Origin of the sequence: Marinomonas phaeophyticola (assembly GCF_026966905.1) — a bacterium.
GTDB lineage: Bacteria > Pseudomonadota > Gammaproteobacteria > Pseudomonadales > Marinomonadaceae > Marinomonas > Marinomonas phaeophyticola.
The window spans coordinates 260,933-281,117 of sequence record NZ_JAPUBN010000011.1; the positions used below are offsets into that span (position 1 = coordinate 260,933).

General features: G+C 39.4%; 15 protein-coding genes. 8 read left to right on the forward strand and 7 right to left on the reverse strand.

Annotation, left to right across the window (positions count from 1 at the left end; all coding sequences use genetic code 11):
* Positions 1–20 precede the first annotated feature (20 nt).
* The 5 genes from O1D97_RS05100 to O1D97_RS05120 all read left to right on the forward strand — a co-directional run bounded on the left by O1D97_RS05100 (position 21) and on the right by O1D97_RS05120 (position 8,544).
* On the forward strand, positions 21–1,133 hold the full coding sequence (locus O1D97_RS05100) for a substrate-binding domain-containing protein (RefSeq protein WP_269123409.1): 1,113 nt from the start codon (positions 21–23) through the stop codon (positions 1,131–1,133).
* A gap of 90 nt (positions 1,134–1,223) precedes the next feature.
* A complete protein-coding gene (locus tag O1D97_RS05105) occupies positions 1,224–2,156 on the forward strand; it encodes an SMP-30/gluconolactonase/LRE family protein (protein WP_269123411.1) in 933 nt (310 codons plus the stop codon).
* A 42-nt stretch (positions 2,157–2,198) separates the two neighbouring features.
* Positions 2,199–2,888 carry a hypothetical protein gene (locus O1D97_RS05110; protein ID WP_269123412.1) on the forward strand — a complete coding sequence of 230 codons (690 nt, stop codon included), beginning with the start codon at positions 2,199–2,201 and terminating at the stop codon, positions 2,886–2,888.
* Positions 2,889–3,259: 371 nt separating this feature from the next.
* Positions 3,260–6,328 (forward strand): ATP-binding protein, encoded by a 3,069-nt coding sequence (locus tag O1D97_RS05115; RefSeq protein WP_269123413.1) that lies wholly within the window; start codon positions 3,260–3,262, stop codon positions 6,326–6,328.
* Positions 6,329–6,519: 191 nt separating this feature from the next.
* Positions 6,520–8,544, forward strand: a complete 2,025-nt coding sequence (locus tag O1D97_RS05120; RefSeq protein WP_269123414.1) for a methyl-accepting chemotaxis protein — start codon at positions 6,520–6,522, stop codon at positions 8,542–8,544.
* Positions 8,545–8,786: 242 nt separating this feature from the next.
* On the opposite strand, the gene O1D97_RS05125 is transcribed toward O1D97_RS05120, so the two are convergent.
* The 4 genes from O1D97_RS05125 to dctP all read right to left on the reverse strand — a co-directional run bounded on the left by O1D97_RS05125 (position 8,787) and on the right by dctP (position 12,578).
* Positions 8,787–9,512 (reverse strand): gamma-glutamyl-gamma-aminobutyrate hydrolase family protein, encoded by a 726-nt coding sequence (locus O1D97_RS05125; protein ID WP_269123416.1) that lies wholly within the window; start codon positions 9,510–9,512, stop codon positions 8,787–8,789.
* Between the two features lie 52 nt (positions 9,513–9,564).
* The gene (locus tag O1D97_RS05130) at positions 9,565–10,884 is read right to left on the reverse strand and encodes a TRAP transporter large permease (protein ID WP_269123418.1); all 1,320 of its coding nucleotides are present in this window, start codon (positions 10,882–10,884) and stop codon (positions 9,565–9,567) included.
* Complete coding sequence (locus O1D97_RS05135) at positions 10,881–11,444, reverse strand: TRAP transporter small permease (protein WP_269123420.1); 564 nt, start codon at positions 11,442–11,444, stop codon at positions 10,881–10,883. The genes O1D97_RS05130 and O1D97_RS05135 overlap by 4 nt, the downstream gene beginning before the upstream one ends.
* A 120-nt stretch (positions 11,445–11,564) precedes the next feature.
* The gene (dctP, locus tag O1D97_RS05140; RefSeq protein WP_269123422.1) at positions 11,565–12,578 is read right to left on the reverse strand and encodes a TRAP transporter substrate-binding protein DctP; all 1,014 of its coding nucleotides are present in this window, start codon (positions 12,576–12,578) and stop codon (positions 11,565–11,567) included.
* Between the two features lie 261 nt (positions 12,579–12,839).
* On the opposite strand from dctP, the gene O1D97_RS05145 reads away from it, so the two are divergent.
* From O1D97_RS05145 to O1D97_RS05160, 3 genes are all read left to right on the forward strand, one after another.
* The gene (locus O1D97_RS05145) at positions 12,840–13,673 is read left to right on the forward strand and encodes a helix-turn-helix domain-containing protein (RefSeq protein WP_269123424.1); all 834 of its coding nucleotides are present in this window, start codon (positions 12,840–12,842) and stop codon (positions 13,671–13,673) included.
* A 1,133-nt stretch (positions 13,674–14,806) separates the two neighbouring features.
* Positions 14,807–14,995, forward strand: a complete 189-nt coding sequence (locus O1D97_RS05155) for a helix-turn-helix transcriptional regulator (RefSeq protein WP_000127615.1) — start codon at positions 14,807–14,809, stop codon at positions 14,993–14,995.
* A 140-nt stretch (positions 14,996–15,135) separates the two neighbouring features.
* Positions 15,136–17,154 carry an ATP-binding protein gene (locus tag O1D97_RS05160; protein WP_269123474.1) on the forward strand — a complete coding sequence of 673 codons (2,019 nt, stop codon included), beginning with the start codon at positions 15,136–15,138 and terminating at the stop codon, positions 17,152–17,154.
* 133 nt (positions 17,155–17,287) lie between these two features.
* Here the strand turns inward: O1D97_RS05160 and O1D97_RS05165 are convergent, their stop codons facing one another.
* From O1D97_RS05165 to O1D97_RS05175, 3 genes are all read right to left on the reverse strand, one after another.
* Positions 17,288–18,529: a tyrosine-type recombinase/integrase gene (locus O1D97_RS05165; RefSeq protein WP_269123476.1), complete on the reverse strand. Its 1,242-nt coding sequence runs from the start codon at positions 18,527–18,529 to the stop codon at positions 17,288–17,290.
* Position 18,530: 1 nt separating this feature from the next.
* Positions 18,531–18,677 carry a hypothetical protein gene (locus O1D97_RS05170; protein ID WP_269123478.1) on the reverse strand — a complete coding sequence of 49 codons (147 nt, stop codon included), beginning with the start codon at positions 18,675–18,677 and terminating at the stop codon, positions 18,531–18,533.
* A 125-nt stretch (positions 18,678–18,802) separates the two neighbouring features.
* Entirely contained in the window at positions 18,803–19,777 is a 975-nt protein-coding gene (locus tag O1D97_RS05175) for a ParM/StbA family protein (RefSeq protein WP_269123480.1), read from the reverse strand.
* Positions 19,778–20,185: the final 408 nt, after the last annotated feature.

A 20,185-nucleotide genomic window follows, 5' to 3' on the forward strand; every position in this document is an offset into this window, starting at 1 on the left:
ATAAACTAAACGAGGTTATGATGAAAAAATATACATCGATTCTAAAATACAGTGCAGTCTCTTTATCCGTTTTCATGGCTGTAAATGCTCAAGCCTCAGCCGCTGATGATTTTGTCGCTATGGCTAAAGAAAAAGTACAAGCGGCAACCGTTCCTTATAATGAATGGGATGGCCCAACAACTGGGCCTAAAGCGGTTGCAGGTAAAACCGTTGTTTTCTTAGCGTCAGATATGAGAAATGGTGGCGTGTTAGGTGTCAGTAATGGCGTTCAAGAAGCCTCTATATGGACAGGCTGGAATGTACGAGTGTTGGATGGTCAAGGTACGGTATCAGGACGTACGTCGGCTTTTAACCAAGCGATGGCATTAAAACCTGATGGTATTGTACTAGGCGGTTTTGATGTTAAAGAGCAATCGGCCGCATTGGAAGCGGCGGCGGCCCAAGGTATTAAAATTGTTGGTTGGCATTCAGCGTCTAAGCCAGGTCCTATTCCTGAGAAAAATATCTTTTCTAATATCACGACGAATGCAGACGATGTTGCTGAAATTGCGGCTTTAGCCGCGATTGCGGAATCCGATGGTAAAGCTGGGGTTGTTATTTTTACTGACTCAGCTTATGAAGTTGCGATTGCTAAGTCCGATGCGATGGCGGCTGTGATTAAGCAGTGTTCTGGCTGTACCTTAATTTCAGTTGAAGACACGCCGCTTTCTGATACATCTACTCGTATGCCACAGTTGACAACGTCATTGCTACAACGTAACCAAGGAACGTGGACGCATTCGTTAGGGATTAACGACCTGTATTTTGATTATATTGGTTCGTCATTAAATTCTTCTGGCTTACCTATGGATCAGCTACCTCGTAATTTATCTGCTGGTGATGGAAGCCAATCTGCTTATGCTCGTATTCGTGCTAATTTCAATCAAACAGGTACTGTCCCTGAGCCGTTGAATTTACATGGATGGCAAATTGTAGACGAACTGAACCGTGCTTTTGCAGGCGTTGCTGACAGTGGCTTCTCTACTCCAGTACACCTAGTAACTCCTGATAACATCAAGTTTGATGGTGGTGATCAAGATATTTTTGATCCAGATAATGAGTACAGAGAACATTACAAAGCCATTTGGAAATAGTTTAAGGCTTTTTCTTTTCTCCGACACGCTTTGCATTTTGTAAGGCGTGTCGTGAGCTTTTGAATAACAGACAAATATAGAAGACATGTTATGTTATCGATTGAAAAATTTGATTCAAGAATTGAACGTATCCTGCTATCTGATTCAATATTAGAAAAAGTGTGTACTGGCGCAACGTGGAGTGAGGGCCCTGTATGGCTAGAACCACAACAAACGTTGCTTTGGAGTGATATTCCTAATAATCGCATATTAAGTTGGAGCAGCGATAAGGGCATGACGGTTTGGCGATCTCCTTCTAATTTTACTAATGGGCATTATTTAGACCTTGATGGTCATCTCCTTCATTGCAGTCATGGCGGTCGATCTATTATCAAAACCGACCTGTTAAGTGGCAAGGTTTCCACCTTGGTTGATCAGTACCTTGGGAAGCGTTTAAATTCTCCGAATGATCTTGTGGTTAAGTCGGATGGCAGTATTTGGTTTTCCGATCCTCCTTATGGCATTTTGTCAGATCATGAAGGTTTCAAAGCAGATTCTGAGCAAGAAGGAAATTTTGTTTTTCGATACGATCCTCAATCCCAAGAAATTAAGGTGGTTTGTTCTAGTATTGAAGAACCGAATGGGTTGGCATTTTCACCGGATGAGGCGCTTTTATATGTTGCGGATACTTCTGCCGCTTTAAGAGAGGATGGTTCTGGAAATCATCATATTAACGTGTTTGATGTAGTAAATGGTGATCAATTGTCGAATGAAAGGTTATTCGCTGAAGTCTCTCCAGGGCTAGCGGATGGTTTTCGAATAGATGTTGAAGGTTGGCTTTATACGTCTTCGGAAGACAGTATTCAAGTGTATCACTATGATGGTAGCTTACTGGCTAAAATTTTCGTCCCTGAAAAAGTGTCTAACTGTACTTTTGCCGCAGATTATTCTAGCGGACATAATGGACATACCCTGTATATAACGGCATCGACATCCATTTATCGGATTCGGTTAAATACCAAAGGCTCTATGGTGAGCCGTTAGTGCTTTAACGATATAGAGCTTTATTGAGAAGGCATTTAGTGTATGAACTTTGAAGAATATTCGGCTGTATTATCGCAGTTTGAAAATGGAAAATTTACCTCAATTAAAGACGATTATAACGATATTTGTCATGCCCAAGACCGGTTGATTGCCGAGATGAGTAAACGTGGTGCTGAGGTCGCTGGTTGGAAAGTTGTTGAAGATGATGGTGTTCTTATCCTTTCTCCCATTTTTGATTTTCAAGTAATGGACCCAAAAGCATCAACGTTTTCTCAAGAGCAATTATTAGGAGTAGAAATAGAGCTGTGCTTTGCTTTTCATATTCCCGATCCTCTTAAGTCGAATAGAATAATTGAAGAAGAAATGGATCAACTGCAACCTTTGGCGGCTATTGAGCTTCTAAGACAAAAAATCAGCTCAGTAAGCCATTTAGCCTGCGATTTTTATTTTAATTACGGCATTCTTGTTGCTAAAGCGCCTGTTGAGAACGAGTTTACCCTTCATACGTCTAATAAAAGTACAGCAAATACGTTTATGTCGACAGAGTTAAGAAAGGACAAACTTTCTATGTTGAAATTAGGAGTGAAAGAGTGTCTACGAAGAGGGTTTGTTGATAGAGAATATTTCTTTATGACAGGTAATTTAAATGGACTTTTAGATACTCATACTTGTCTTGGAGAGAACACTGTAACAGCCGGTGATGAGGCGATAATTCATTTTACCATTCGTTAATACCATTCATTTATTTCGAAAAAATATATTATCTAGATACCAATCTTTGCTACAGCAAACGGTTGGTTTTTCTATAGAAGGTGTTTAATTATCTTTACTAAAAAATAGCATGAAACTTCATTATGACTTTGGCTCTGTTTGTTTTTTAGAGTACGGAAATTAAGGTTTCTGCTATCTTTAATAAAGCGTCCAAAGTAAAACTTTGTAGTCACAATGGGTTTCTACACTCAATGCGGTGTACATTAAGTTTATTGATCCCATTTGATAATGGTAAAAAAGATAAGTAGGTTTCTATCGGCATACATCTTGCTTAAAATGCGTGTTAATAAACAAGAGAAAAATTTATGTTTTTACGACCAAGGCTAAGATAAATGATCAATAAAAAGTGTATTGCCATCATATTATTAGCTATGGTCGCTGGTTTATACAGTATTTCTTTATATAAGGATTATTCTGCGGCTCAGGTTATCGAAGACACTCAAGCAGCACTGGTTGCTGAAACAACAAATCAAGCTAAGGCGATTGAAGCAAAAATCGCCAATAAAATATCATTATTAAAGTTTTTACTTTCAACTCCTCCAGTCATGGGAATAACACGCGCACTGAAAAATAATGGTATAGATGCTGAAGATAATACAACGCTTGAGCAATGGCAGCAGCGTTTAAGTATTATCTTCCAATCGTTAATCGAAAATGATGCGGATTTGATGCAGTTGCGCATTATTTTAACGGAAGATAAGGGGCAAGAATTTTTGAGAGTGGACCGTAATGGCGGTAAAGTCATTCGAGTTCCAGAAACGCGGCTACAGAATAAGAAGCGAGAGCCTTACTATCCTTATGCGTCTACTCTTGAATCAGGTGAAATATACGTTTCTCCCATTAACTTAAATGTGGAATACAATAAAATAGCCTATCCATTACAACCGACTTATCGCTTAGCTGTGCCTATTTTTTACATTGATGGTGTGGAACGATTGGGTTTTCTGATTATGAACGTGAATGCGGCCAGTATTCTCTCTGAATTAGAAAGTCACCCTAGCTTGGTAGATGCCTTATGGTTGCTAGATGAAGACGGTTATTTTATTTACCATGAGAATAAAGACCTACGTTTTACGCGCCAGCTTGCTCCGTCTAAAACGCTAAAAAATATTTTTACAATCAATGACTTTGGTCAAAATGGTTTACTCTCTATCACGAGTATTGAATCGAATGCCTCGAATTTTCTGGCTGATCGGCAAGTCGTTTATTCAGGGACAGATACTAACAGTCGGTTACTGCTTTATGGTGTCGTAAATCGCCACTCTGTTGATGAAAAAATAGCGTTGCGTCATCAAGAAATTTATTTGTTTTCGGGAATAACGCTTGCCGTTTTGTTAGTTGTATTGTCTATATTTTATCGAGCATTTAGTACTAGCCTACGTTTACACAACATTAACTCTACTTTCCAAGCGATTATTAGTGAATCGTCTAATGTGGTTGTGTGTATAAATCAGCATGGCAGAATAAAGACATGGAATCGTGCCGCTAGTAAATTATTTAATATACCGGAATTTACGGCTATCAATCACTCCATTGAGAAATGTATAAAACTAGAAAATAATAATATTATCGAGCTAATTAAAGGACTCAAAAAATCGGCAAGAGCGCAAACCTTTAACGATAAAATCATGGTGGGATCGCAGGAAAAGCATTTAAAAGTAAATATTTCTCCTATTTTTAATAGTTCGAATGAAGTTGATTCCTTTGCTTTGCAAATTCGAGATGTGACAAACGATGTTAATGCTGAAATATTGTTAAAACGAAATAATGCGGAGTTGGAAAGTAAAGTACAAGAACGCACAGAGCAATTAAAGCAGCACAGTGAGCAGCTTGAAAAAGCACATGACAAAGCATTAGAAGCAAGCCGAGCAAAAAGTAGTTTTATCTCTATTATTAGTCATGAAATGCGAACTCCATTAAATGGTATGGTGGGCACCCTTAGCTTGATTCGAAATGAAGCATTGAGCTCTAATCAAGAAAAATACTTAGAAATGGCCGAGCATAGTACTAAGATGCTGGCGATATTGATTAATGATGTGTTGGACCTATCTAAAATTGAATCTGGAAAGTTAGAAATTAATCAGCAAGAATTTAATCCTCATCAAATAATTGAGTCGTTAGTACTGCAGTATTCAGTTCGTACACAAGAAAAGGGCATCGAACTTATTTTGGATACGACTGAGCTTGTTCACACACAAATAACCGCGGATGTTAATCGTTTAAAACAAATTATTAATAATCTTGTTAACAATGCGATTAAATTTACCCATCGTGGTGAGATTATTATTAAAGCGCTATCTGAACGAACAAATTTGGATACGGTGAGAATCACTATTGAAGTTTTAGATACAGGAATTGGAATCGCTCAGGAGAATCAAAGTAAGCTCTTTCAGCCATTCACTCAAGAGACCGCAGGTATTTCTACTGAATTTGGCGGTACAGGATTAGGACTGTCTATCTGTCGGCAGTTATGTGAATTAATGGATGGATATATTGATTTTGAATCTGAGATTGGGTTAGGAAGCCGTTTCTTTTTTCATCTTGATACACCAGCTACACAAAGTAAAGAGCATCAGCCTACAGATATTTTACAAGGAAGCGGTGTTGGAATATTGGTAAGTAACAAATCACAGGCGAGTGTGTTGGAAAAAATGATTCATAGTATTGGAGGTAGAGCATATATTTTACCTTTTTCTAATATTGATTCATTTATTAAAAATGAAGAGAATCATTTTTTAATTATTGATTCAAGTATTAAGGAATATGCATTATCTATCTATAGTCAATCTCAAGATACATTGAAAAAAACACTTATTATTCTTGAATTAACAAAAGAGTCTTCTACAGCTAGAAAGAAAGATGAAGACTCCAATATTCTAAAGTTACAAAAACCTGTGTTACTCACTGAGTTAATGAAACTTACGAAAAAAAATATTACTGAAGATACTTTAATAGAGAATTTTGAACACATAACGGATGGTTATTCTATTTATAATTTGACTGGTCTGCGTCTATTAATTGTCGATGATAATAAGATAAATATTGAAGTTGCTAAAGGCTTTTTAAGTTCTTTAAATATGATCTTAGAAACGGCGGTAAATGGGCAAGATGCCTTGGATATACTTTGCCGAAATGAGGCCCAGGGCACACCTTTTGATTGCATCTTGATGGATTGTCAAATGCCTATTATAGATGGTTATGAATGCTCTCAAAAAATTCGCAATGGTAATGGAGGTAAGGCTCATATGAATACACCTATTATTGCGATGACCGCAAATGCGTTCTCCGGTGAAAAAGAAAAATGCCTCTCCTATGGTATGAATGACTATCTTACAAAGCCAGTAGATCAAAAAGAGCTCAAAACGAAAATTGAGCAATGGATAGCAATGTCTAAGGGATAAAGTTTTCAGTTCCTTATTTTCTTTAATATAAACCTGTAAAAATATGTTTTTTATAATGAATATTTATGGTTTTTTTGATACTTTACGGAAAAAATAAAATCAAACATATCTAGTTTTTAATGAATGAGATTCATTATTTTTTATATGATTAGAATTCTATATTCGATCACCATATTAAAAGGTTATATAATATGTTGAAATTAACCAAGTTAAACCAAAAATTATTGCTTGCATTTTTGTTTTTATCGCTTACCCCTCTTATTTTATTTGCTGTTATTAATCTTAATATTGCCAATAAAGCCTTTAAAGAAAATGCATTTAGTCAATTAGAGTCTATTCGAGAAATAAAAAAGCTAGAGTTATCTAATTATATTGAATCGCTGAGCGCCAGCTTGATTGTCATGAAGCGTGATCCTTATGCTGTTGAAAGTTTTGCGGCTTTTGATAGCGCGATGCAGCAATCTGGTGTGTCTGGAAGTGACTGGGCTAAATTTGAAAAACAGTATGCGTCACGTTTTAAAGAGGTAAATAAAGTAAATTCTTGGTATGACCTTTTCTTTATCAATTTGAAAGGCGATATTATCTTTACAGCCGCTAAAGAGTCGGATTTAGGGGCAAATATTGTTTCAACAAAATTATCTCAAACGAGTATGGGAGACGCCTTTAGAAAAGCTAAAACCTCATCGTCGAATGAGGTGGTTATAAGTGACTTTAAACCTTATCCGCCATCCAATAATGAACCCGCTGCATTTATGATGACGAAACTAATCAATGTAAAGAACCAGCATATTGGCTATGTTGCATTGCAGTTCCCTATCGATAAAGTGAATCACATCATGCAACAACGTGATGGTATGGGGGAAACGGGGGAAACCTATTTAGTCGGTAAAGATAAGCTTATGCGCTCTGATTCGTTTCTTGATGCAGAAAATCGTTCTGTTTTAGCATCCTTTGCTGGCAATGTAACGAATAACGGTGTTGATACCGAAGCGGTCGTTGCTGCGTTTAATGGAGAATCTGCAAACCGTATTATTAAGGATTATAACGCAAATCTTGTTTTATCATCATTTACTACCCTTGATGTCGGTGACTTTAGTTGGGCTTTAATTGCGGAAATAGATGAAGCGGAAGCCTTTTCTGCGGCCAATCAATTGATTAATGTATCTTATGGCTTAATTGCCGGTGCCGCATTCATTATAATGCTATGTGCGTTATGGATTTCAAAAAGCATCAGTGGCCCCATTATTATTTCCTCGAAAACCGCACAATTAGTTGCTCAAGGTGACTTAAGTACAAGAGTTGATGTGACTCAGCATAATGAGCTGGGGTTATTGCAGCAATCGATGCAAGACATGATTACTAAATTAAAAAACATGATTGAACACATTTCAGAGTCGGCTAATCAGCAAACCATTTCTTCTGAAAGGCTAGCGGTGATCACTGAAAAAACCAATCAAAATATGATGCGTCAACACAGTGCGACGGATCAAGTAGCAACAGCGATGACAGAAATGTCTTCTTCAATCGAAGATGTATCGAACAACACGGCGGCGGTCTCTCAAGCCTCAGATGTCTCTAAGCAGCTGGTTGACGATTGTGCACTAGCGGTGCGAAATGCCGTTGAGTATGTTGACGATCTTTCAGGCAATCTTGCAAATTCAAAGCAACTCATCGAAGAGGTTCAAGAAGGAACGACCAATATCGCGAATATTTTAGATGTAATAAAAAGCATTGCAGATCAGACTAACTTATTGGCTCTAAATGCGGCGATTGAAGCCGCCCGAGCAGGAGAGGAGGGGCGTGGTTTCTCTGTGGTAGCAGATGAAGTAAGAACGCTAGCTCAAAACACCCAGAACTCCACTGTTGAAATTGAAACCATGATACAGTCCTTGGTTATTAAAGTAAAAGAGGCAACCGACTCGATGAATAAAGGGTCTGAACAGGCTCAAAGCATTGTGTTAAAGACTCAAGAAGTGACTCAGTCTCTGAGTGAAGTTGGCGAGTCTGTTAATAGGATTGCTGATATGAATGTGGAAATTGCGAATGCCACATTACAGCAGTCAGAAGCTTCCAAAGACATAAGTAAACAGACGCTTGAAATTAGTGATGTCTCCGATGCGACAGGCCAAAGTACTCTTGAGATTATGAATACCAGTAAAGAGCTGATGCTATTAGCTACTCAGTTGTCTGACCAAGTAAAACAGTTTAAGTTGTAGCGGTCATATTAAAAATTGAGAACAACAATAAAAAAGATCAGGTTACGATGAACGGTAATCTGGTCTTTTTTATTGATGACGTTCAGCTGAAACAGTCTATGTAGCGTTTTTTGATAAACTTCCTAGTACCTTTATTGTTTTATCGCTGTTGCCGATAATGAATGCAGATCACTTAGTGTTATTTGTGTATATCATTTAGCTAAATGTACGATGAAACGAGCCATTATTTTATAACATAGTCGCTACTTGCGTGTTTTTCTTGCTGCGTCAATAAAGGCTCGATAAACATTCTTTTCTCCGCTATTTATATGGTATTCAGGGTGCCATTGGAATCCTAGGCAGAAGCGTTGGCTGGGAATTTCAATGGCCTCTATGACTTGATCTTCAGATATGGCACTGACCATTATTTCAGCAGGGAGGTCTTTTACCGATTGATGATGAACACTATTAACCCTTGCTTTCTCTTTTCCAAAAAAATGGTAGATTTTAGTGCCTGGCGTGAAATTCACATAATGCGCGGGTTCATCATGGGGTAAGGGTTGCATGTGGTTATGACTGCCTGAGATCTCTGATGCAATGTCTTGGATCAGCTTAGCTCCTTTTGTTACGGCCAGTATTTGCATGCCACCACAAATACCAATTAAAGGAATGTCTCTTTCTAATGCTCCTCTTACGAGTGCCAGTTCAAACTGAGTTCGAGAATCTTTAGTTACTAATTCACCTTCAATTTTGGTTTCATTATATAGCGCTGGATGGATGTCATACATGCCACCGCTAATAATCAAGCCATCGACTATATCTAGGTAATCGTCAACGTCACTTATTTCATGTGGTAGGCAGATAGGTAATCCTCCTGACTGGCTGACAGACGAGCAATAATTTTCCCTTAATGCATACCATGGTTCGTTGGCGTAGGTAGCGTTATTTTCAATATCTAATGTAATACCAATAACAGGTTTAATTGTCATTTAATTGTTCCGTATAAAATGAATAAAGTGATGATAAGTATGCGCTTTCTAATTATTTAGAAAGCGGTTGATAACCTATAATTAATTCGGGTAAAAAGAGTGAAAGAGAAGGGATAAATGTCGTTAGCATAAGTACAGGAATGTAACCAAAAATGATTAATATCATAGTGTAACCAACCATCTTGGGTAATGTTGTATTACCTATTAAGCCTGCGAAATACAGAATAGGGGCGGTGGGAGGGGTGATGAGTCCCATGCCTAAGTTCACTCCGATTATGGCGCCAAAATGAACGGGGTCTATACCTAAACTTATGGCGACAGGTAATAACATTGGAGAGGCAAGTAAAACGCCGCTGATGTCGTCTAAAAACATACCAATTACGAGTAAAAATAAATTAATTAGTAATAATAAAATAATTTTGTTATCGCTAATTCCTAGCATAAATTCAAGAACGGTCTGAGGTACATTTTCCATGGTCCATACTCTGGCTAACATGGACGAGAAAAAGACCAATATCATCAAAACGGCGGCTATTTGGCCTGTTTTCCAAGCAACAGAAGCAAAGCTTTTAAAGTCTAAGCCACGGTAAATGAATACAGCCACCGGTATCGAGTACACAACAGCAATGGCGGCGGCTTCAGTAGGCGTAGTAATGCCACCATAAATACAACCAAGTATGATCACAGGCATAGCGAGTCCAAAAGCCGCTCGCTTTGTTTTAAACCACACATCCAAAGCTCCTTCCTTCAAAGTGGTAGGAGGCAGCTCGATTAATGTCATTTTCCGTGTTAAAAAGTAATTCAAGACACTAAAGCACCCAATTAATAAGAGAGCAGGAATGATGGGAGCTAGAAACATAGCGGTTATAGATGTGTTTGTTACCCATCCATATAGAATCATAGAAGAACTTGGTGGAATTAATAGTGCCAGTACCGAAGAGGCTGCCACCAAGGCCGTTGCGTAACCACGATCGTATCCTCGCTCAACCATCTTAGGGATCATGATAGAGCCAATAGCGGCAACCGCGGCAGTCGACATGCCTGAAATAGCACCAAAAATAGCGGTAGAGAAGATAACAACAATTCCCAGCCCTCCCTTCACCCGAGACATCATGCTTTCGGCTAAATCGATCAGCCTGGTGGCGATTTTCCCTTCTGTCATTAACCCTCCAGCAAAGATATATAAGGGAATGGCTAATAATATTAAGGACGATAGTTTAGTGAAGCCGGAAGACACTAAGAAGTTAGCGTTATTAAAATCGCCTACGACAAATAAGAACAGTGCGGCAGCGGCAAAGCAGAGCGGAGCGGGTACGCCAATAAAAAGCAATACGACTAAAATAATGGCGTCGAATAAAATTTCTATATTCATAATGATTTACTCGAATTAAGCGAGTTTTTATTATCGTCTGATGTGGCTAGAGATACGTAGTCCTCACGTTTACTTATATAAATAAAGCGTCTAACCGTTTCTATTACAGAGTAAAAAGTCATCATTCCAAGACCAAATACCATCGCGAAATGCACGTAAAAAAGCGGCAACCTTAACTCGGGTGATTTTGGTACTCTTTTCATACTCCATTGGAAATAATCAAAACAAAGTAGAAAGATCCAACAGATTAGAATGAGCGTTAATACAGAAACAAATGCTTGGAAAATATCTTTGCTTCTTTGGTTTGGCAGTAGTAAATCCATAACACTGGCTGAAATGTGGTTTCCTTTGTATATGCCATAGCCTGAACCTATAAAGTAAAGCCACACAGCTAGATAAGCAGCAATCTCTTCTACGCCATAAAGCGGGATGTCTAGAAAATAACGAATGAATACTTGTATGAAAATTAAAACGGAAATTGTGAAGGTTGAAATACCTATCAGGACTCGTTGAAATGAAAGTAAACAGACGTGTATTTTCTGGAGTGGAAATCGTGTCATAAGGGTCACCCTAAGGTCTAAATGGATAATGCACGGTGCAGAAAATAATAGTTCAATAGAAATCGATAAAAAAAGGCCGCCTTTTTTATTGTCAAAAGACGTGCCTCTATTCGTTAAGCCTTATTTAATGCCCAAACTCAGCTTTAGTTTTGACATGTTGTCTGCACCAATTTCCCCTTGAATTTTGGGCCATACGTCCTTACGAACTGCATCGGCAACGGTCTGCAGTTCTTCTTTTGTTAATTCCACTACCTCAATACCTTTATCCCTCATTTGTTGTAGGTACTTTTGGTGCTCCTGTTCAGCAACTGCAAAGCGTTCTGCGGAAAGTTCCGACGCTACCTTCGACAGGATCATTTGTTGTTCTTTTGATAAATTCTCAAATCGAAATTTGTTTACGGCAATAAATGACACTTCAAAGTGGTCGTTATTTTGTACCCACATTTTGGCTATATCTGAGAAATTATTCATGGCAAGTTCAGGCGTTGCGCCAATGGCACCATCTACTACTCCAGTTTGCATGGCTGTATAGAGATCAGACCAAGGGATAGGGGCTGTTTGATACCCTAATCTATCGAGTAATGCTTGGTGTGTTGTCGCTCCAGGCCATACTCTGATTTTTAACCCTTGGTCACTGTTTGGGTCTCTTGGATTAGGCGCGGCTTTGGTGTAGACAATTCCACCCATGCCGGATACGAATGCACCGAGTATTTTTATATCTTGATAAGCTAAGGCATCATTAATCGTTTCATAGATCACACCACCTTCGGAAAAGGCTTTTTGTCCAGATTTAAAATCGAGTGCGGCATAGGGGAACCATTGTAAAGCTAAGACATCATTGAACCCATTTGAAAGCGGCTGTATCGCTAGATCAATAGTACCTTCCATTACTTGTTCATGAACTTCGACCCAGTCGCCTAATTGGCTTGATGGGTATACTTTTATTTGTATTTCATCGTGGCTTGCCGCTTGTACCCTTTCAGAAAATGAATTGGCAAATTGAACAACCGTGGAGGTTGGAGGTTCAATAGCGGATAACCGCATTTTTTCAGTTGCGAGAGCATTGACAGAAGTTAGTAGTAATGATGCCGTTAGAGTTAGGCTTGAAATTGATTTTAGTGCTTTATATGTCATAACTTGTACCTTATTTTTGTTTGATTACGCTCTTAGGTCTTTGTTGTACTAACCGAGCTTTCGCGGTTGACAGTCATTAGAGCAAATCAAAAAAAACATGCCCATTTCGCATACAGAACATCCTGATGCAGTGAGTGCGTATGAGTGATGCTTAACGTGCATCATGTTTTATCTTTCGTTACAGTAGTATGATAAGAGTCGATATTTGCTGGTTTTATTTTACGGCTCTTAAGTCGTGCGAATATTAGGGGGATAAATAAAATGCAAAAAGATGGGAATGAGCCTTTGGACTTTGTAGCAAATTTAAAATTACTTTGTGATCACTACTCATCTATTGCAGAGGTGTGTCGAAAAATAGGTATTAATCGGACACAGTTTAATAAGTACTTAAATGCTCAAGTGCATCCATCGAAGTCCAACATTCGCATTATTTGTGATTTTTTTGGTGTAGAAGAATTTGAGATAATGATGCCCCATGAACAATTTAGTCGAGAGGTGCTGCCCGGTAAGTTAACTTCGCCAATTGAGAAAGATGAATCGATTTTTTTTGAAAAAACCAAAAATCTAAAAATAGCGTCTTCTGCTACCTTAACTCGATATATAGGTTGGTATTATGAATACTATTTTTCACTTGGGTATCCTGGAAAGGTTTTCCAATCTTTAATAGAAGTGAAGCAAGATAAGAATGGACTCACTTATAAACGCTATGAGCGGTTAATTGGAGTAAGGCAACTAAACGAGAAGGTAACTCACTGTTTATATGATGGCATCGTAATTAACTTATGTGACCGTATTTTCTTTCTTGATGTTGAGTCATTGACGGAAAATGAAATGACCCAGACTATCTTTTTTCCTTCATACCGAAGCCAATTAAAGCGTCTACATGGACTAAAATTAGGTGTTTCTTCTAGAAGCCACAGATCTCCTGCCTGTACTCGTGTGTTATATGATTATATTGGTAAAAATATTCGCTTCAGGAGTGCGTTTAAGCATTGCGGTCTTTATAAAGAAGACGAGATGGAAGAGTCAATCCTTATCGCAATTAACAATGACAAAGCTGAAAATGAGCCGTTGTTTCTCGCTCGTGGAGAATAGACTTGTTGGAATAGTTGATCTAAATTCATCTAATATAAGCTATCTTGTTTTGTGTAATTAAAAGAAAGCAAAAAGTAATGGATGCATAAGATAATTATAGTAAATGTTTCTGTTAGGTGTAAGGCGCTGCAATAGACTCGAATTGTGAAATGGCTCACAGACCATAGAATCTAAATGGAATGATAAATGAATCCGTTCGTAGATAATGTATGACTACAAAATGGGTTTTAATTGTAATCTTGAAACATTTCGTGTTGCAGAGTATTAATAGCACTCTTTTTATCGTTTTTCATTTACTCTCTAGCTACCAATAAATCCCTTTACAATGATGACGTTTCTATTTTCCTTGAGTGGGTCCATTGTGTATCGACTCAAGATCAGCGAAAATAGCGAATAATTAACTTTAATACTACAAGATTAAGCTGCAAAGCCATCCTGAACAATAGAAGATACCAATTCATGTCTAATGCTGAGTTTTTAAAGGAAGTCGAACAACGACGTACTTTCGCAATTATTTCCCACCCTGATGCCGCCCAGTCTTTCAACGCTTAAAACCACCTTTCATTGCACACCACAATCACATCTCTACGTACTGAATTTAAAGGCTTTTTGTCTTTTTCTCGTTTCTTTGCTTTTCAATGATGTTCAAGCGTAACCTCGGAAAGTGTGTACAAACTTGAGTACAAATTCCGTTTTAGAGGCCTTTAGCGAAAATCCCATGACACAAATCTGGCTGTAGGCCTTGTGGTTACTGGGTTTAATGAATAAAGTGCCTCCTGATTTTGGTGCTTTGGTTTCGACATTACAAAAGCGGAATAAATGCGTTCATCTCTAGTTTTTTGTTTATAAGCTTATGAATTTAAAGGGTTCGTCATTGTGGTTTTTGATGTGTCATCGTTGCGAGTGTACAAACGGTGTGTACAAATTTTTCTCGTTAGGCATGTTGATTGCAATTCATGACACAAACCGCCTTGTAGCCCTTGTTATTCATAGGTTTGAGCTTAAAAGTACCTAATTGCAACATTTGTGTTTTGATAAGGCTGATCTTCTGAACAAATCATGCATCTTTCTGACCATCAACAAGTGATGAATCAGGCGATGATAGCTTTACATTGATTTTCAGGAGAATGCAGATGACAGCAGTAGCGCACCAAGTAACCCCTTTTCTAACGTCTTACGAAGTGATGGCTCGTTACCACATTAGCTATACGACGCTCTGGCGAAGAATAAAAGATGGCAGCTTGCCGCAACCTCGTATCAACCGAAATACACGAAACAAGCTTTGGCACATTGAAGACTTGGAAGAGTATGAGAAGAATTAGGAATTGATAGCGTAGCTTAGTTTTTCTGTTGGAACTTGGACTAACGCTTTGAAAGCTTGTGCTAACAATATAGTTAATATGTCCACCAACTTAGGCTAAGATAGCAGAATGGATTTTTTATGGATTGGATGGATAGGTAAGTGGCGACTCCTCAAGAACGAACAACAGGTATTACAAATGCGTCGATAAAAAAACGTTTCGGCTCAATTCCCGCTTGGAAGATGTTGAGTGAATATATCTGGAACGGTTTGGATGCTGGTGCATCAGATATTGATGTCATTATTAATACCTGTGATCTCGGCGGAGTGGAGTCAATAGAGATCCATGATAATGGAGAAGGAATTGACTTTCATAACCTAGACCGAAATTTTGATAATTGGGATGACTCATCCAAAAAACAGGTTACCCAAAAAGGCAGCCAAGGCAGAGGGCGATATTCATTTCATAAATATGCTGCAACCGCAACCTGGCTTACGAGAAGACAATCTGAGAATGCACGTATCATCATAGACTCGTCTCGTATTAAAACGTACAAAGTTGAGTTGATCGACGATAAAGAGCAGCATAGTAGTATTCTTTCAAATGGAAGTGGGACATCAGTATTTCTTACGGGTATAACGAGTGAAAAATCTCAAAAAATCCCTAATATTGAAAATATCATGGAGGAGCTTTCAAATGAATTTGGTTGGAAGCTAATAGTTTTTTCTAACATTAAAATATCAGTTAATAGAGTCCCAGTGACTCCTCCCCAACATAGGTTGTTTCAAGAGCTTATAGAAGTTGATGGAAATAAATTTAATTCAAGTATCATTCAGTGGATTAAAAAACCATCTGGTGAAAAGTCATACAATTATTTTAGAGATTCAAAAGAACATCAGAAGCATAGAAACCTAACTGGTTTTAATTACAAAAACAATTTTTTCATAAGTGGATATATACAATCTGAGTGGTTCGATAATTTTCAAGATACCTCATCTCCAAATGCCGATCTCTTCATTAGTGAAAAGAGTGATGGGAATAAAGTTTTAGCTATGCTGCTAAAAGAACTGCGCAACAAAACAGCCGAGATTTATCAGGGGTTCCTTAGAGAAAGAGCTATTCAGCTTGTCGATTCTTTCGAAGCAAAAGGATATTTTCCTGTTTACAATTGGGAGTCTGACGAAGATCGTTCCTTTAGAATTGCACATACGAAGAAATTAGTAACTAGTATCTGCGTTGCTGATCCAGCAGCTTTTAATGGGCTAAAGGCTAAGCAAACAAAAATTATAATCTGTTTGCTTGATAGGCTATCTACATCAAGTGAAAATGATAGTTTGATAGATATATTGGAAGGCGTTTTAGACTTAAATAAGGAGCAAATGGATGAATTTGCATCTCAAATAAGTAAATCTAAACTTGATTATATAATTAGCACGATTGGACACATTCATAAGCGAGATCTAGTCGTGCAGAAAATGAAGTACCTTTTTAAAGAGCACGCTAAAGAAGTTCTAGAAACACCAGACTTACAAGGTATTATTGAGGCTAATACATGGTTGTTCGGCCCTCAGTACACAACTATAGGTGCTGAAGAGGATGACTTTTCTAATACAGCTAGAAGTCTTCGGAATTCAGATATTGAAATCTTGGATGGGGACAATATCAGTACCAGTGATCTTATTGAAGGCGCTACCATAGAGGGGGCAAAAGGCCAAGTAGATTTGTTTCTTGCACGCAAAATGGTCACAATAGATCATTCTACACAAGAAGAATTTATTAAATGTACGATCATTGAAATAAAAAGACCAAGTGTAGCATTGAATAAGAAACATTTAGCTCAAGCTGAACGGTATGCTGAGGTACTTGATAAGCATCCTGCCTTTAATGATGAGAGAATGAGATTTGATGTTGTTCTTGTTGGAACTAAAATCTCCCAGAATGATACTCAAATTACAAGGCGGTTGAAAGACCTTGCTGGTAAGGGCGGCGCTGGCCTTGTTTCCGGGGCGGATGAAAGAATTCGAGTATACGTTAAAAGTTGGTCTACAATTTTTAATGATTTCGAGGTGACTCATAGTGCTTTATTACAAAAGCTAAAAATTAAGAGAAGCGAGCTAGAGTATAAATCTAAGCAAACCCTTGTGGATGAATTGCAAATACCTCTCTCTGAGGCGTCTTGAAACTTGTATTAATTATTCTATAAGTTGGTTTTTTTAACAGGAATAACATCTAATCTAAACCGAGCCAAATGCGCTATTTGACTCGGTCATTGTAAGAATACTTGCTCAGTCTCTTCCTTAATTCAGCAACCCCTTATTGTCCGAAACGCCAGTTGAATGGAAAGCCTGTCGGCTCAATGATGGTTTCTAGTTGTTGATACCAAACGTCGTAAGCATGACGCATTTCATCCAGGTACTGATATTGGTTGTAGATAGCATCCAACCCTTTTTTGCTGTGGCCAATCATCAACTCGGCAACTTCTTGCGTCGTGATGGCCGACATTCGCGTTCGCATCGTTCTTCGAAGATCATGCATAGACCAGTGTTCCATCTCAATACCAAGCGATCTGCGAGCCCAGATTTTCACATTGTTAGGAATAGTGGTATCAAAGCCATTTGTGGCAAGCTCTACTTGTCCGTTCGCGGGAAACAAGTAGGTTGATTTGCTCATCTGCATCGCCAGTTCAATCAGCTCAATAGCTGGCTTAATCAATGGCCGCATGATCGGCGCTCCAATTTTCTCACCTTGTTTGCGGATCTCTATGGGCACTGTCCACATTGCAGATTGCAAGTCAAAGTGATGCTTTTCAGCTTGAATGAGTTCGCCCTTGCGCCCTCCCAATAAGAGAAGCAGTTTTATGTAGATGCGATTCTTCTCAGTGATTTTTGACTCGTGCAAATAGCGCCAAAGTATCCTGATCTCGTTGTCATTTAGCACCCGAGTTCGTTTGCCTTTCTTACCGCCGACTTTCTTTGCTGTGATACCAGCGGCAGCGTTAATTTCCAAAATTTGTTCATCAATCAGCCAGTCATAAAACTTGTGCAGCACAGACACCAGACGTTCTGTGTTTGATGGGGACGACTCCGAAACCTCACGAAGACAGTTTCGCAAGGACAATTCATTGATGTCAGTTAATGGGTACTTGCCAAGTCGGGGCAGTAAATATATTTCACTGCTGCGTTTTTGGTAGTGCCACGTTTTCTCCTTTAGCCCTTGCTTACCGGCAGAGTCTATCCAGTCTCGAAAAATCGATTCGAAGCTTTGGTTGGCAGAATACTTGGCCCGTTCCTGCTGTAGGTAGAGCTTGGGGTTTCGGCCTTGATCAAGTACCGCCCTTAACCTATCCAGCTCATTCCTAGCTTCAGCAAGCTTCATAAGTGGGTAAGTACCTATGTCTACCCGCTGTTGCTTGCCATCAAACCGATAACGAAATTGAAAAACAATTTTGCCCTTGGGCGATACCCGAGCACTTAGCCCATCTCGGTCGGCTTTTACTACGGTTTCTTTTGCTTCTTTATTTAACCTGGCATCGAGCCAGCTAACTGATAACGCCATGTTATAAGCCCAGCCCTAGTTTTGATTTCAATGATTGTTTACGTGATTCTGCTTTGGGTTCTGGCGCTGTACTCATGGAAGTAACGTCACCATCTGGTGCATAGTCATCAACCGGTACAGATGTCGTGGATAGATTGGGTTGGCTCATGTGAATTAACCCAAAGGTGGCCAGCATCCGCAGACGCTCAGCGCGTTCCCGTGGCGGCGTCTTTTCTAATTCTTTGAGCAGTTCAGGGTGGCTCCCTGGGGGAATGTTGACGACGACTCTCATGATCACGCCCCATAAAACCAGAAGCCTCGGACGTTCGCCAAAACAGACTGTTCCGGCACGATAATCTTGCTTCGTGAAAAAATCTCCTTGGCCGCTTCCTTATAAGCCAAGGCTCCACCTCCGGCGATCAATACCAAGTCCGCATTAATGCTTTCGTCACGCATGGATTGGCGCATGGCTGTAAGAGCAACAGGCGCTACCTTTTTCATGGCAGCATTCAGATAAGGTGAAATATCGACTTTTTCTCCAAATAGCAGGACCTGTAAGTCGCCGGTTCTCATGGCTTTTTCAAGTCGATCCATACCTACTTTGGCACCGTGATCTTCCGAAATCAGCTTATCAATGGTTTCCAGTAGCACGGACATTGCCTGAAGACTGGTTCCTGATGAGCTGTAGCGAATTTCTCCGGCCTCAAGGGCAACCCAATCAACAGAAAAGAAGCCGGGATCGATGACGACGACACGACCTTCTTCAATCAAGCCCAGATCACCACCTGTTTGAACCAGCTCCATGTAGGCACCGGCAGGCTGTGGCAGTACTTTGACGTCATGAACGGTGATGATGCGCTTAGGCGTCACTTGATGGACACCTTTTAAACGCTTCACAAGGTCAGACTTACGTTGCGGTTCATGAAACTGGGAAACCGGTAATCCAGTGACAACCAAATCGATGGATTCTGTTTCAGCCATTAACAAGGCAGCATGAAAAAGCGCCTTATAGGTTTTTGTGGTGGGATATTCGGGGTGAAGCTCTCGTTCCCAGCCTTGAAGGCGTCCAGCAGGCACACCAGCGGCCCAACGCTCATTATCGACAGACACATACAAACAGGTTTCATCATCGCCTCCACCGATACGCTCCGGCATACGATCCGCAGGACCGGCACCCGCAGGCAGAATAATGGTTTTCGGTTCACTGCCTGATTGGCCAATTGCCAGCTTCAGGTTTGAGTAACCGATATCTACGCCTAGTACAAACATACTTATCTCCTGTGCACTCAAAGTGCTCTAACGGTTTTCAATCAACCGCGCTGTTTACGCTTGGGCTTTTCCAAGTGCTCTGGCGGTTCACTCAAATGTCATTATCAGGATTCGGTGCACTGGCGGTGGGCAGAAAGGTGACAAATCCTTTCATCTATCTGCCTATTGCATTTTCGCAAAAGTATGAGAATAGGCTCTGTTTGGCGGCGGATGACTGAGCCAAAAAAATCGAGACGCCAAACGTCGTTTGCATTCTGGCCTGAACTCGCCAAACGGTTTGTATCTTCATGGCGATACGTCTTTTTAGGCGTTTTTAAGTGAAATCGGCCTGTATTCCTTGTCAGGTATGGGGTTGCGCGAGTTGATTTATATCGAGACGCCAAACAGTGATTGTTACGGCAGTTTTAC

Coding starts and splice junctions, on each gene's coding strand:
- O1D97_RS05155 (WP_000127615.1), top strand. CDS start 14,807: ATGACAGCAGTAGCGCACCAAGTAACCCCTTTTCTAACGTCTTACGAA.
- O1D97_RS05110 (WP_269123412.1), top strand. CDS start 2,199: ATGAACTTTGAAGAATATTCGGCTGTATTATCGCAGTTTGAAAATGGA.
- O1D97_RS05135 (WP_269123420.1), bottom strand. CDS start 11,444: ATGACACGATTTCCACTCCAGAAAATACACGTCTGTTTACTTTCATTT.
- O1D97_RS05170 (WP_269123478.1), bottom strand. CDS start 18,677: ATGAGCCAACCCAATCTATCCACGACATCTGTACCGGTTGATGACTAT.
- O1D97_RS05115 (WP_269123413.1), top strand. CDS start 3,260: ATGATCAATAAAAAGTGTATTGCCATCATATTATTAGCTATGGTCGCT.
- O1D97_RS05130 (WP_269123418.1), bottom strand. CDS start 10,884: ATGAATATAGAAATTTTATTCGACGCCATTATTTTAGTCGTATTGCTT.
- O1D97_RS05165 (WP_269123476.1), bottom strand. CDS start 18,529: ATGGCGTTATCAGTTAGCTGGCTCGATGCCAGGTTAAATAAAGAAGCA.
- O1D97_RS05105 (WP_269123411.1), top strand. CDS start 1,224: ATGTTATCGATTGAAAAATTTGATTCAAGAATTGAACGTATCCTGCTA.
- O1D97_RS05175 (WP_269123480.1), bottom strand. CDS start 19,777: ATGTTTGTACTAGGCGTAGATATCGGTTACTCAAACCTGAAGCTGGCA.
- O1D97_RS05145 (WP_269123424.1), top strand. CDS start 12,840: ATGCAAAAAGATGGGAATGAGCCTTTGGACTTTGTAGCAAATTTAAAA.
- O1D97_RS05125 (WP_269123416.1), bottom strand. CDS start 9,512: ATGACAATTAAACCTGTTATTGGTATTACATTAGATATTGAAAATAAC.
- O1D97_RS05100 (WP_269123409.1), top strand. CDS start 21: ATGAAAAAATATACATCGATTCTAAAATACAGTGCAGTCTCTTTATCC.
- dctP (WP_269123422.1), bottom strand. CDS start 12,578: ATGACATATAAAGCACTAAAATCAATTTCAAGCCTAACTCTAACGGCA.
- O1D97_RS05120 (WP_269123414.1), top strand. CDS start 6,520: ATGTTGAAATTAACCAAGTTAAACCAAAAATTATTGCTTGCATTTTTG.